The organism is Lactiplantibacillus sp. 7.2.4 (assembly GCF_018991185.1).
GTDB lineage: Bacteria > Bacillota > Bacilli > Lactobacillales > Lactobacillaceae > Lactiplantibacillus > Lactiplantibacillus pentosus.
In genome coordinates, this window is the sequence record NZ_JAGYGS010000018.1 from 44364 (window position 1) to 56747 (window position 12384).

General features: G+C 47.4%; 11 protein-coding genes and 1 pseudogene. 9 read left to right on the forward strand and 3 right to left on the reverse strand.

Annotation, left to right across the window (positions count from 1 at the left end):
- Positions 1–15 precede the first annotated feature (15 nt).
- Positions 16–1209, forward strand: a complete 1194-nt coding sequence (locus tag KGF70_RS07830) for an aminotransferase class I/II-fold pyridoxal phosphate-dependent enzyme (RefSeq protein ID WP_216768269.1) — start codon at positions 16–18, stop codon at positions 1207–1209.
- A gap of 2 nt (positions 1210–1211) precedes the next feature.
- On the forward strand, positions 1212–2204 hold the full coding sequence (locus KGF70_RS07835; protein WP_216768271.1) for a D-2-hydroxyacid dehydrogenase: 993 nt from the start codon (positions 1212–1214) through the stop codon (positions 2202–2204).
- Positions 2205–2448: 244 nt separating this feature from the next.
- Here KGF70_RS07835 and KGF70_RS07840 read toward each other — a convergent pair whose 3' ends face one another.
- A complete protein-coding gene (locus KGF70_RS07840) occupies positions 2449–2700 on the reverse strand; it encodes a hypothetical protein (protein WP_050339069.1) in 252 nt (83 codons plus the stop codon).
- A 511-nt stretch (positions 2701–3211) separates the two neighbouring features.
- Between KGF70_RS07840 and KGF70_RS07845 the strand changes: the two genes are divergently transcribed.
- Genes KGF70_RS07845 through KGF70_RS07860 form a run of 4 tightly spaced genes read left to right on the forward strand, consistent with a single transcriptional unit; the run spans position 3212 to position 6120 of the window.
- The gene (locus KGF70_RS07845) at positions 3212–3952 is read left to right on the forward strand and encodes an amino acid ABC transporter ATP-binding protein (RefSeq protein WP_003637948.1); all 741 of its coding nucleotides are present in this window, start codon (positions 3212–3214) and stop codon (positions 3950–3952) included.
- A 20-nt stretch (positions 3953–3972) separates the two neighbouring features.
- Positions 3973–4809, forward strand: coding sequence for a transporter substrate-binding domain-containing protein (locus KGF70_RS07850; RefSeq protein WP_050339068.1), 837 nt, complete (start codon positions 3973–3975; stop codon positions 4807–4809).
- Positions 4809–5450, forward strand: coding sequence for an amino acid ABC transporter permease (locus KGF70_RS07855; RefSeq protein WP_003637950.1), 642 nt, complete (start codon positions 4809–4811; stop codon positions 5448–5450). The genes KGF70_RS07850 and KGF70_RS07855 overlap by 1 nt, the downstream gene beginning before the upstream one ends.
- A gap of 16 nt (positions 5451–5466) precedes the next feature.
- The gene (locus KGF70_RS07860) at positions 5467–6120 is read left to right on the forward strand and encodes an amino acid ABC transporter permease (RefSeq protein ID WP_216786430.1); all 654 of its coding nucleotides are present in this window, start codon (positions 5467–5469) and stop codon (positions 6118–6120) included.
- Positions 6121–6352: 232 nt separating this feature from the next.
- On the opposite strand, the gene KGF70_RS07865 is transcribed toward KGF70_RS07860, so the two are convergent.
- Both KGF70_RS07865 and KGF70_RS07870 read right to left on the reverse strand, forming a co-directional pair.
- The gene (locus KGF70_RS07865; protein WP_216768272.1) at positions 6353–7684 is read right to left on the reverse strand and encodes an APC family permease; all 1332 of its coding nucleotides are present in this window, start codon (positions 7682–7684) and stop codon (positions 6353–6355) included.
- Positions 7685–7951: 267 nt separating this feature from the next.
- A complete protein-coding gene (locus KGF70_RS07870; protein ID WP_122211018.1) occupies positions 7952–8395 on the reverse strand; it encodes a MarR family winged helix-turn-helix transcriptional regulator in 444 nt (147 codons plus the stop codon).
- A gap of 262 nt (positions 8396–8657) precedes the next feature.
- Between KGF70_RS07870 and KGF70_RS07875 the strand changes: the two genes are divergently transcribed.
- The 3 genes and pseudogenes from KGF70_RS07875 (at position 8658) to KGF70_RS07885 (ending at position 12232) form a co-directional block, all read left to right on the forward strand.
- On the forward strand, positions 8658–9539 hold the full coding sequence (locus KGF70_RS07875; protein ID WP_003637954.1) for a sulfite exporter TauE/SafE family protein: 882 nt from the start codon (positions 8658–8660) through the stop codon (positions 9537–9539).
- 1277 nt (positions 9540–10816) lie between these two features.
- Complete coding sequence (locus KGF70_RS07880; RefSeq protein ID WP_216768274.1) at positions 10817–11248, forward strand: MarR family winged helix-turn-helix transcriptional regulator; 432 nt, start codon at positions 10817–10819, stop codon at positions 11246–11248.
- Positions 11248–12232: pseudogene (locus KGF70_RS07885) on the forward strand (MFS transporter). Before KGF70_RS07880 ends, KGF70_RS07885 begins: the two are co-directional and overlap by 1 nt.
- Positions 12233–12384 lie beyond the last annotated feature (152 nt).

Consider the following 12384-nt stretch of genomic DNA (forward strand, 5'->3'; position numbering starts at 1 on the left):
TCGGGAGGAACCCCTATGTCAATTAATGCAGAAACACTCGTCCAACAAATGAATCATGAAATCGCGGCGATTCAGCCGTCTGATATTTTAGCCTTCAACGCCGAGATCGCGTCGATCCCCGGCATCGTTCGTTTAACACTCGGTGAACCAGATTTCAATACACCGGAACACGTTAAGCAGGCCGCGATTAAGAGTATCGAAAACGATGAAAGTCACTATGCGCCTTCGAATGGGACGATGGCGTTACGAACTGCGGCAGCCGACTTCTTAGCGAAAAAATACGATGTGCACTATGACCCAGCTAGCGAAGTGATTATTACCGCGGGGGCGACGGGTGGCATCTACACGGCGTTAAGTTCAATTTTGAATCCTGGCGATGGAGTCTTGATTCCGACGCCCATCTTCCCACTGTACATTGCCATCGTGAAGTTGGCGGGCGCAACGCCGGTATTTATGGATACGTCCAAGAACGGCTTCGTGCTCTCACCAGAACAATTACAACAGGCGCTCAACGACCATCCTAAGACCAAAGCCGTTGTCTTGAACTTCCCCTCGAACCCCACTGGTGTGACGTATCGGCATGATGATTTGAAGGCATTGGCGGCTGTCTTGGCGGACCAACCAATCTTCGTTTTATCAGATGAAATCTACAGTGAACTGACCTATGGGGAGCGGCATGAATCGATTGCATCTTACTTACCAGAGCAGACGATTTTACTAAACGGGGTCTCGAAGTCACACGCGATGACCGGCTGGCGGATTGGCATCATGTGTGCGCCTAAGGCAATTACGACCCAACTGGGAAAGATTCATCAATTCACGGTGACTTCGACGACCACCAATGCCCAAGCTGCCGCGACGGAAGCACTCAAAAATGGCCTCGATGACGCGCAACAAATGAAGCGCGAATACCAGGCCCGTCGCGATTACTTGTACGACGCGTTAAATCAATTGGGTTTCAAATCTGCCAAACCAGAAGGGGCATTCTACCTATTCAGTAAGATTCCGGCCGGGTTGCCACAAGACAGTATGGCATTCTGTCGTGAATTGGCCCATGAGGCCCGCGTCGCATTGATTCCCGGAAGCTCATTTGGCCCTGGTGGTGAAGGCTACGTTCGAATCAGTTACGCCGCATCCATGGCCGATTTGAAGACGGCCGTTGAACGAATCAGTCAATACGTTGCCAGCAAAGCACAGGAGGCCAAGTAATCATGAAAATTTTAATGTATAGTGTTCGCGATGACGAACAGGATGCCATTCAAGCGTGGGCTGCAGCACACCAAATTCAGGTCGATACCAATGACTTAGAATTCCACCCGGATACTGCAGGCTTGGTCAAGGGTTACGATGGCCTTGTCATCCAACAACGGAGTCCAATTGGCGGCGACGCTAGTTTGTATCAGGATTTGGCTGCGGCTGGGTTGAAACAATTGACCAGTCGGACGGCCGGGGTCGATACGATCGATATTCCCGCTGCCAAGGCTGCCGGGTTAGTGGTCACCAACGTACCGGCTTATTCGCCGAATTCAGTTGCTGAAATGTCGGTGGCACAAACGATGCGTTTGATTCGGAACTTGGAACTGTTTGACCAACGTATCGGGCAACAGAACTTCCAGTGGGCGGGGTTGCAAGCACGTGAAATCCGGTCGTTAACCGTTGGAATTATTGGCGCTGGTCGAATCGGTGGGACAGCAGCCCGCTTGTTCCACGGTCTCGGCGCTAAAGTGATTGCCTACGATGTCGTGCGCCATCCTGAGTTAACCGACGTTTTGACCTACGTCGATACTAAGGAAGACTTGTTACGGCAGGCAGATGTGGTCGACTTGCACGTGGACCTCAATCCAACGTCGCAAGGCTTAATTGACGCAGCGGCGTTAAAAGTCATGAAGTCCGATGCCTACATTATTAACGCTTCACGGGGGCCAGTCATTGTGACGGCTGACCTGGTCGCAGCCTTAAAAGCAGACGAAATCGCGGGCTGTGCGCTGGATACGGTCGAAGGTGAAAATGAGTTGTTCAACCAAGACCATCAGGGCGAAGTATTGCAAGATACCAACGTGGCACAACTCATGCAGATGCCGAACGTGATCATTACGCCACATGTCGGCTTCTACACGAATTTGGCGGTCAAAAACATGGTCGAGATTAGTTTGGATGACGTCGTGACGATTCTGAACGGTGGCACGAGTGAACATGCCTTTTAACTAAACTTGAAACTAGACGCGGTGTGGGCACGGCGACGGTTGAGTGAGACGCTGATAATGGTGTTAATTGATTGGAAAATAGTCGCTTCGGGAATTTAATGGTAAATTCTTGAAGCGACTATTTAAATTTAAGTGTGATTCAATTATATGGGGCTAAGTTTGGGTGCAAATTGAGCGGACGAAATCAGTCGGATACCTGCTAGGACCATGTCAGGTGAAGAGTCAGCAAAACGTCAACTAATCGTCAACTGATGCCGACCGCTAACCAGCCGTTGTCGAGCAACTGGTGATAGTGGCGACCGATTGGCACCCAGAGTTTTGCTTGCAAGATGCTGCGCAGTTCATCCCAGAAGAGTGGGTCCCGTTGTTCATTGGTCGATAAATTGAGGCTCAAGTATTCGCCAGCCTCCGTTTTGGCGATGACAAATGGATAAAACACCTTGATGATTTGAGCGGCGATAATATTGGTCATGTTGGTGGCTTGGTCAATTAACATTTAATCAGCTCCTATCGATGATTGTCATTGAAATGAGTCTAGCAGGGATTAGTAAAGAAAGCTTATCGAAAGGATTAACGAAGCATTAAGGTCGTTTGTTAACCGGTTAAATCATGAAATTTATGCCTGAGAAGCATTGGTTGGCTACGGTAGTGGTATGATTGACCTAATGAGCGAGTCGGAATAATAAAATTTTTATTAAGTGTATTGATAAATTCTTATTACAAGACTGAAAAACGCTGATAAAACACGAATTATAGGCGCACTTAGGACTAGATTGTTCAAGATATCTAGATGGATTCAGTTAATTTAACTGAAAACAACGGATGACTTTCTCACTATTTTATTGATATCGAACAATATTTGACTCCTTTTTGACAAAATTACTAATTATGTATTAAACTATTTAAATAGCATTAACGAAGAATAAGGATTTCTTAACTTTATAAATTAATGCAATAATTCTAGACCGTCAGTCAACAGGCTGATAGAGAAAGCGAAGGTGACTGCAATGTCAATGATCGAATTTCACGACGTCGAAAAGTATTATGGTGATTTTCACGCCCTCAAAAATATCAATTTAACGATTAATGAAGGTGAAAAAGTTGTTTTGATCGGACCTTCTGGCTCAGGTAAGAGTACCTTGATTCGAACTGTCAATGGTTTGGAACGAGTCCAGTCAGGTCAGTTGTTAGTCAATGGGTTTGATTTGGCGGACCGCAAGACGGATATGAACAAGATTCGTAAAAATGTCGGCATGGTCTTCCAACACTTTAATCTATATGCCAATAAAACGGTGCTCGAAAATATTATGATTGCACCGCGGTTAGTCTTAAAACGGCCAGAAGCGGAAAATAAAAAGCTGGCGATGGATTTACTAGATAGCGTCGGCTTGGCTGACAAAGCCAACAGTTTTCCAAGTCAATTATCTGGGGGCCAATCACAACGGATCGCGATTGCGCGTTCACTCGCAATGAAGCCAAAGTGCCTGTTGTTTGATGAACCGACCTCTGCGCTGGACCCAGAAATGATTGATGATGTGTTGAACGTAATGAAGAGTGTCGCGGAAGACTCCAGTATGACCATGTTAGTCGTGACGCATGAAATGGGCTTTGCCCGTGAAGTTGCGGACCGGGTTATTTTCATGGCTGACGGCGAAATCCTGGAAGACGATGCGAAGGAAAAATTCTTTGATGGTCAACCAACCAATGAACGGGCCCGTCAATTCTTGAGTAAAATTATTACACACTAATTTGTAGGGGAGGACCACGAATGAAGAAGCTAAAACGACTAATTGGCGCACTCAGCATGCTCGCCGTGCTAGTGGTGGTCTTAACCGCTTGCGGTTCACGGCAGTCGTTATCGAAACAAGATGTTTTGACTAATGATAAGGCTAGCAAGACTATCACTTGGGGTGTTAAAGCTGATACGAAGTTATTTGGGTTGATGGACGTTAAGGACAACACCATCAAGGGGTTTGACGCTGATATCGCTAGAGCCCTCACAAAACGGGTGTTGGGTAAAGACGCCACGGCCAAGTTTGTGCAAGTGACGAGTCAGACGCGGATTCCGTTGTTGAAAAACGGGAATATCGATGCCATCATCGCCACAATGACTATCACCCCCGAACGGGAAAAACAAGTTGATTTTACCGATTCCTACTTCGATGCCGGGCAATCGTTGCTGGTGAAGAAGGGCAGTTCGATTAAATCGGTCAAAGATTTGAATAAAACTGGCACGAAGGTTCTAGGTGTTACGGGTGCGAACTCCGTTGAAAACATCAAAAAAGTGGCGCCTAAGGCCAAAGTGTTAGAGTTGTCAGACTACGCACAAGCAATGACGGCCTTGAAATCAGGCCAAGGGGTTGCCTTGACGACTGATAACGGGATTCTTTATGGGATGGCTGCTCAAAACCCAGGTTACGAAGTCGTCGGCGGGACCTTTACGAAGGAACCTTACGGGATTGCCGTTAACAAAGGGCAAACGCCATTGAAAAAGGAATTAAATAAAGCATTAAAAGAAATTGAAGCGGACGGGACGTATAACCGCATCTTGAAGAAGTGGTTTGGGAACGTGGCCGGCTTCGACTATAAGGAGGCGTCACGCTAATGGGATACATTCTAACGCATTATTGGTCAGAGCTGATTCAAGGTCTCGGATATACGTTGTTATCCAGTGTGATCGCTCTGATATTTAGTACGATTATCGGGACGATGTTCGCAATCTTTGAAGTCTTGCCCAGTCGCACGATGCGCATCATCGGTCGGGTCTACATTGAAGTTTTCCGGAACATTCCATTGCTAGTCATCGCGATGTTTTTCTACGTGATTATTCCGATGTACGTCGCCAAAATCGACGGTTTTACTGCCGGGACGATTGGGCTGACGATTTATACGTCGTCCTTCATCGCCGAAACGGTCCGGGCTGGTATTCAATCCGTGGACCCTGGTCAGATGGAAGGGGCCCGTGCCAATGGGATGACCTACTGGCAAGCAATGAGCAAAATCGTGTTGCCACAAGCCTTCAAAATCATCATCCCACCATTGGGTAACCAATTCATCAACTTGGTGAAGAACTCGTCAGTGTTAGCCTTCGTGGCTGGGTTTGATTTGATGTATCAAGCGAACTCGATTGCGTCGTTATCACTAGACACGATCAACAGTTACGTGGTCGTTGGGTGCTTCTACCTGGTGATTACGCTACCGCTCAGTTATTACATGCGGCATCTCGAGAAGAAGTTAGCTAACTAGAAGGGGGCGACGTTTCATGCAAAACTTTATTCAAGCTTATTCGTGGATAAACATCCGGTTCTTGCTCGAAGGACTCTGGGTCACGGTGGAAGTGTCCGTCGTTTCCATCATTGCCAGTTTTATTATCGGCTCGGTCTTAGGGGTGCTCCGCTACGTTAAAATCAAGTACTTGTCAGCGGTGGTCGGCTTTATCGTCGACATCATCCGGAACTTACCATTAATTTTGATCATCTTCTTTACTTATTTTGGCCTGCCACATCTGGGTTTCAAACCCGGCATTATCTTCGCAGCAATCTTAGCGATGACGATTTTCGAATCAGCCATGTTAGCTGAAATCATTCGTTCTGGGATTCTCGCGGTGGACTATGGCCAAATGGAAGGCGCCCGCGCCAACGGGATGAGCTACGTACAGGCGTTGTGGCACATCGTCTTCCCACAAGCCATCAAGAAGACGATTCCAACGATCGTGAGCCAATTCATTTCCTTGATCAAGGATACGTCACTGGCCACCATCATCGTGTTACCAGAATTACTGAACCACGCACAAATTATTTACGGGCAAAATTCAGCCTACATCTTACCAATGTTCTTGATGATCGCAGTCATGTACTTCATCATCTGTTACGCACTCTTCGTCTTATCACGGGTGCTGGACAAGAAGTTGGCATAGAGGTGTTAAAAATCGTTCCGTTGTGGAGCGATTTTTTTGTGCGGTTTTATCGGTTGAATGCAGCCAGCTCTGGAGGTCAAATTAGGTCGATTATTTGCTGACGAATATTAAAACGCTATAAATCAAAATAGTCACGAAAAACGAGCACTGCCAGAACATTTAATTCTGTCAGTGCTCGTTTTTGCAATCATGCCTTATTCTAATTTGAATTCAGATTAAAGTTTTCTCGCAATCAGCGCGTGGCATTCTGTCGCCGTTTCCAATAATAAATCGGAAAGCCAATTGCGACGATGACTAGTGAAATCAGCACACCGGAAAGGTCGGAACCAATCTCACTGATAATCACGAACAGGGCGCCTAAGATGGCAATCAGCGGTGTTACTGGAAAGCCCGGCGTTGAGAATGGCCGCGCGGATGCTGGATTGCGTTTGCGAAGGAGAAAGACGCCCACAAACGTCGCGACGTAGAAGCAGTACACTGTGAAGATGCACAGGTCTGACAGCCGGTCGGGATTAAAGAACAGAATCATGATGCTGGCATACACTAGGATGGCAATGGTGGCCACAATTGGTTCATGCGACTTCTTGTGCAAAAAGCTGAGTTGCTTGGCGAACGGCAGCTGGTTCTGGTGCGCCATCGCATACACAATACGGGGGAACGTCATGATTTTCCCGTTCAAGCAGCCGACCATCGAAATAATGATCCCGATGTTCAGTAATCGGCCACCAATCGTACCAAACGCCGCCTGGGCAAAGTACAAGGTCGTTTGTTGCCCTAGTTTGTGGATTGTGGCGGCTGGAACAAAATGCAAGATACCGTAACTTACAAGGGTGTAGGCGATTAGCACCAGTGAGATGCCTAAAATAATGGCTTGAGGCAATAGCTTTTGGGGATTTTTGATCTCGCCACCAAGGTTAGCAACCAAAATCCAACCATCATAGGCAAATAACGTTGCGAGGACCGCCACCCCAAAACTACCAGTTGATTGGCTGATCGTATGTAGGGACTGTCCAAAGGCGTTTTGATTACCGAAGAACAGCCCGAAGATGATAATTGCCGCAATCGGTAATAGTTTACCCAGTGTCGTGGCAATTTGAAAGGCCGCGCCCCAGCGGTTTTCGAACATATTCAAAATCCCAATCAAAACGATGACACCGATTGAAAGGGGCGCCTGCCAGCCAGAACTCAAATTAAAGAAACCGACTAACAGAATCCCTAGATAAGCACCAATCGAGGCAATAATGGCGGGACCGTAGACCGCAATCTGCATCCAGCCAGAAAGGAAGCCCCAGAGCTTGCCATAGATTTGTTCCATGTAGACGTAGAGGCCACCAGTGTGCGGCATTTGCGCGCCAACTTCGGCAATCGTCAGGCCAGCCGTCAACGTGATCAGTCCACCGAGCAGCCAAGCAAGTAGCGCCGCACTGGGTGAACCGGCGCTGTCCAGAACGGATGACTGTTTGAAGAAGATTCCTGAGCCAATAACTGTACCCACGACGAGTGAAAGTGCCGACCAAAAACCGAGTGAACGGTTCAAGGTCGTTTCTTGTTTTGTTTCCTGCATGACCTGAATTCCTCCTTGGAGCAGCCAAATTCTAAATGATTGCAATTAGCATACCAGAGATTACCGACGCTGACAACGAAATATCGCCCTTTTATGGGTCTGATAACGTCAAAATCCGAACTAATAACGATTTAGTAATAGAAAAGTTCGATAAAACCATCTAGGCGGTTTCCTGGAGCTACAGAAGATTCAGAGTGGAGGTGACAAGGCTGATTGTGCCATAAGTGGTTTATGCAGCAACTTATTTATATACAGATATTATCTGTTTTATTGGTCGGTCAAGTTACGCATCAGCTTATTCATCAACATCTGGAGCTGTTGCCACTCAGCTTCGTCTAGTCCGCCTCGTTCCGTTAAAATGTTAGGCAGGGTGTTCAAGACTTTGCGCGTCGTGACCCCGGCTTCCGTTAAGGTAATGAGCACGCTACGGTCATCGTGTGGATTGCGTTGCCGGGCAATCAAACCGGCCTTAGTCATCCGTTTTAAAATTGGTGTAAGGGTGCCCGTGCTCAAATCGAGCTGGGCACTCAGTTTTTTGACGGGAACAGCCTTAGGCGGATCAGCATAGAGTGCCACTAAGACTAGGTACTGCGGGTACGTGAGATGATGTTCGGCCAAGGTTGGCTGGTATAAACGTTGAATCGCATGAACCGTCGTATAGGCCGAAAAGCAGATGTGCTCGTCAAGCGGTCGAATGGGGGCTGTGTTCATATTATGACCACCTTTCTATTGTAATTTTGGTTGAATAAGAAAACTTAAAAACAGATTGTATGCAATCTAATTGCCTGGATTATAGCATATAATCGATAACATATGGGCTGCAGGGTCCTGCAAGCTAGTCGCGGATTGTTATTGTAACCGTTTGCCGAATTTTAGTGTATTTATTTCAGACTCGACTGCGATAAAAATAATTGGTTCGACGGGTGAAATACAGTATAATGCTACGAGTAAGTAAGAGAGTGGGGTTAGATTGATGGTCATTGCAATTGTGATAGTGTTGGCGATTTTCAGCATCGGGTTATTTGGCTTACTGTTAGCCGGTGCGAAACGCCAAGGCGCTGCTATTTTTGACCATTCCTTTGGTTTTGGAATGGTGATTGGCGCGGTGACTGATTTTTTGGATACGTTGGGGATCGGCAGTTTTGTGGTCTCAACGGCGATTTTTCAAGCCAGTCACTATTTAAAAGATGAACGCCAATTGCCGGGAACTTTAAATACGATGCATGCGATTCCGACCGCCTTTGAGGCCTTTTTCTTTGTGACGGCGGTCACCGTCGACCCGGTCACACTGATCAGTTTGGTGCTGGCCGCGACAATCGGAGCATTAGTAGGTAGTGAAGTTATGACGAAGCTCAATCAACGGTGGGTCCAATTGATCATGGCTGGCGCTTTGATTGTGACGGCGTTGTTAATGGCGGCCAAACTACTAGGTTTGATTAGTTTATTAGGGGTCGCCAATCAAGCAACTGGCCTGGTGGGCTGGAAGTTGATTGCCGGAATCGTGGGTAACTTTATTTTAGGCCTGTTAATGTCAGCGGGAGTCGGTCTGTACGCACCTTGCATGGTCATGGTGTACTTCTTAGGTTTGACGCCGATTGCGGCTTTTCCAATCATGATGTTGTCCTGTGCATTATTAATGCCGATTTCGTCAGTTAATTTCATTCGGCATGACCGTGTCGATTACCGCGGGTTGTTTGGGATTATCTTAGGCGGCATTCTGGGTGTGGTCGTTGCGGCGACGCTCGTTAAGTCACTTTCCTTAACAGCCCTCAGTTGGCTAATCGTGCTCGTCAGTTGTTGGACGGCCTTTTCACTCTGGCAGACGGCACAACGGCAGAAAAATGCGCTATCCTAAATTTGAATCATAGCAGCGAAGTTGTTAAGCGTTCCATGAGCTAACAACTTTTTTTGTGCGTTGATGATGTTGTTCGGTTACGCGTTGTGCTGATTATTGTTTAGTATTCAAAATTCGGGAGCGTTAAAGATGATTGAAACGTGCCAGTTTAGATTGCTGTTCGTCTGCCAGTGATCTCCTTATTCCGACTTCCGGGGCTGGCTGACAACGCTGGAACAGAGCGGACATCGATTTGAACTCACACAGAAACCCACTGCGCAATTTAAAATGCGAGTCTTCTTCTAGCCCGGGAAACTCACCCGGACAAGAAGAACTTCGCCCTTGAGCATTGTCCGCCAGCCCCTCCAGTCGGGAACCCGCTCGAATTGCGGATGAACAGCCACCTATCTAGGTACAATTGACCACTGATTATTAGGTGACTGGTCCTTCAGGCAAACTTTTAGTTGGTATCGATAAAGACTTATAAAATTTAATTACTGAGAAGATTCCTGGATGCTATTTACTCATCTCAATACCACAAATTCAATAGCAATTAGTCTTGAAATGAGTCGATGAAATTGCCGTCGTTTCGAATTTGAGACTTTGCTATCTCAGGCGACTAGAGGAAATTCTGATAAGCTCATTGAAGCTGCTTGTCTGACAGCATGTGTAAGGAGCCTTAGCTAACATTAAAACCCAGTCCGACGGTTGAATGTCAAAATGACTGTGTACCCAGGAATCAACGACAAATCCATCAAAATGTTGGTCCACACATGTCTGTCTTTCGAATACAACTCAGGCTGGAAGGTGTTTCTGACAATGCTCAGCGGCTTTTAGAGTGTGAGGTTCAGACGGGTTGGGACTGAGGATTAGCCTAGCTAGAGCGTTAAGCGGTGAATTTCCGCTTGGCGTTCTGGCGTAGCTAACCGGAAGTCCCAGTCTGACCCGAACACATTTCATCTATACTGCAGCTAACGCGGAAGACCAGTATTTAAGACGTGGGCTTTCGGCTTAAATCTGTGTCCATCGCGTTCCAGCGTTGTCAGAAATACCTGGAAGCCGACATAGGACGACCCCATCACAGGAGGTTTACGCTAACTCGCACTGTTTCCAGCGATCCTCAGCTGGCTGCTTTTGAACTTGATAATTGGCATGATTTAATCATAGAACCTGACCAACGCAGCTGACATAATGGGGATGTTAACGTTTTACAGTCCTCTGACCCTATCAGTTTAACAGCACGTGTAATCTTGACATTATACACAGCTAGCTGTATAAAAGATAGGGATGGTGATGGGATGAATCATGATGAAATGGTGGCTAGGCAAGTCTTGGTGCTAGCCAGGCAGATTACGCGCCGCCGTAATCAACATTTAAGAACGGTCGGATTAACGACTGAGCAGGCGGATGCGCTCGTCTTTTTTACCGACCATCCTAAGCAGACGGTGACGGCGTTTAAGGCGCGCCAGGGTATCACGCACCAGACGGCCCGTTTGATCGTCCAACGGTTGCAAGCGCGTGGCTACGTCCAATTGGTGGTCAGTCCCACGGATGCGCGGGCCAAGCAGGTGGTGATGACGGCGAGCGGCCGTGCCAAACGTGCTCAGTTACGGCAACACGGCTGGCAAACGAGTGCGCAGATGTTTGCACACCTCGATGAGCAACAACAACAGTTATTCTTAGATTTGTTACGACAGGTCAATCAAAATTTAGAGAGCGATGAGAATTGATGAAGACGCGTTTATACACGCCAGATGTGAAGTTAGTCCTAGTAGCGAGCTTTTCTTCCTAATGAGCCCGATGTTGATCAACCCGGTGATTGCCGGATTTGCGCACGGTATCGGGGCGAGTTCGGTGCTAGCGGGGGTGATTGCTGGGTTGACCAACCTCACGTCCTTAGTTTTGCGGCCCCTGGCAGGTAATCTGACTGACCGGGTGTCGAAGTACCGGCTGACCTTTATTGGGGGCTGTCTGTTACTATTAGCTAGTCTCGGTTACAGCTTAACGACTAACGTTACCCTGATTATGCTACTGCGAATCGTGAATGGTCTGGGTTATACCCTCTGTTCCGTCTGCATGGCTTGTGGGCCCGCAATCAGTGTGTTTTTGTATCAGCATTACAGTTATCAAAGTGTCTTCTGGCTAGCAGCCGGTTGTAGCTTACTACTGGTGATCATGATTCAATTTGTAGGTGACCACGGTGAACCGGTGGCGGTGCCCAAGGCGGATGCACAGCAACGGCACTTTCGCATCGTCCAGCCGCGCGTCATTTTCACGTGGCCGCTGGGATCTTCTTCCCAGTTTACGCGGTGATTTTACTCGTCTTGCGGCTGATCTTACGTGACTGGTTTGACCGGGTGCCATTTAAACGGTTCATCTGGTTGTGCCTGATTTTTAATCTGCTAGGCTTAATTGGCCTAACGGATATGACCAACTGGGCGATGCTTTTGCTGGGCGCGGCCGGTTTAGCAGCGGGTTACGGCTTGATGTTTTCAATCTGTCAGGCTAAGGCGCTAACGCTGGTACCAGAAGCCGACCATGGTTTGGCCAACAGCACGTTTTACATTGGCGTCGACTTAGGCATGTCCCTGGGACCGATTTTTGGTGGGCTGATTTCCAGTGTACTGTCGATGACCTGGTTCTACCCGGTCATGATGGTGACGTTGCCGCTAATTGTGATCGTCTATCTTGTGAGCCGGCGGGGGTTGGCTTAAAACGGCGGTAAATTAAAATGCCTTGAGTTAAAATGGTACGAAGATGTGAATTGAAACTTGATGAATACTCAAACGATGGGCGTCCGCTAATCGTTTGAGCAAGCTGAATATGACAAAAAGGAGGTGCCCTAGAATCAAAGGGTATAATCAAA

Excerpts from the sequence above, each read along its gene's own strand:
- KGF70_RS07865 (WP_216768272.1), bottom strand. The coding sequence starts at position 7,684 with ATGCAGGAAACAAAACAAGAAACGACCTTGAACCGTTCACTCGGTTTT.
- KGF70_RS07860 (WP_216786430.1), top strand. The coding sequence starts at position 5,467 with ATGCAAAACTTTATTCAAGCTTATTCGTGGATAAACATCCGGTTCTTG.
- KGF70_RS07840 (WP_050339069.1), bottom strand. The coding sequence starts at position 2,700 with ATGTTAATTGACCAAGCCACCAACATGACCAATATTATCGCCGCTCAA.
- KGF70_RS07850 (WP_050339068.1), top strand. The coding sequence starts at position 3,973 with ATGAAGAAGCTAAAACGACTAATTGGCGCACTCAGCATGCTCGCCGTG.
- KGF70_RS07845 (WP_003637948.1), top strand. The coding sequence starts at position 3,212 with ATGTCAATGATCGAATTTCACGACGTCGAAAAGTATTATGGTGATTTT.
- KGF70_RS07880 (WP_216768274.1), top strand. The coding sequence starts at position 10,817 with ATGAATCATGATGAAATGGTGGCTAGGCAAGTCTTGGTGCTAGCCAGG.
- KGF70_RS07875 (WP_003637954.1), top strand. The coding sequence starts at position 8,658 with ATGGTCATTGCAATTGTGATAGTGTTGGCGATTTTCAGCATCGGGTTA.
- KGF70_RS07835 (WP_216768271.1), top strand. The coding sequence starts at position 1,212 with ATGAAAATTTTAATGTATAGTGTTCGCGATGACGAACAGGATGCCATT.
- KGF70_RS07830 (WP_216768269.1), top strand. The coding sequence starts at position 16 with ATGTCAATTAATGCAGAAACACTCGTCCAACAAATGAATCATGAAATC.
- KGF70_RS07870 (WP_122211018.1), bottom strand. The coding sequence starts at position 8,395 with ATGAACACAGCCCCCATTCGACCGCTTGACGAGCACATCTGCTTTTCG.
- KGF70_RS07855 (WP_003637950.1), top strand. The coding sequence starts at position 4,809 with ATGGGATACATTCTAACGCATTATTGGTCAGAGCTGATTCAAGGTCTC.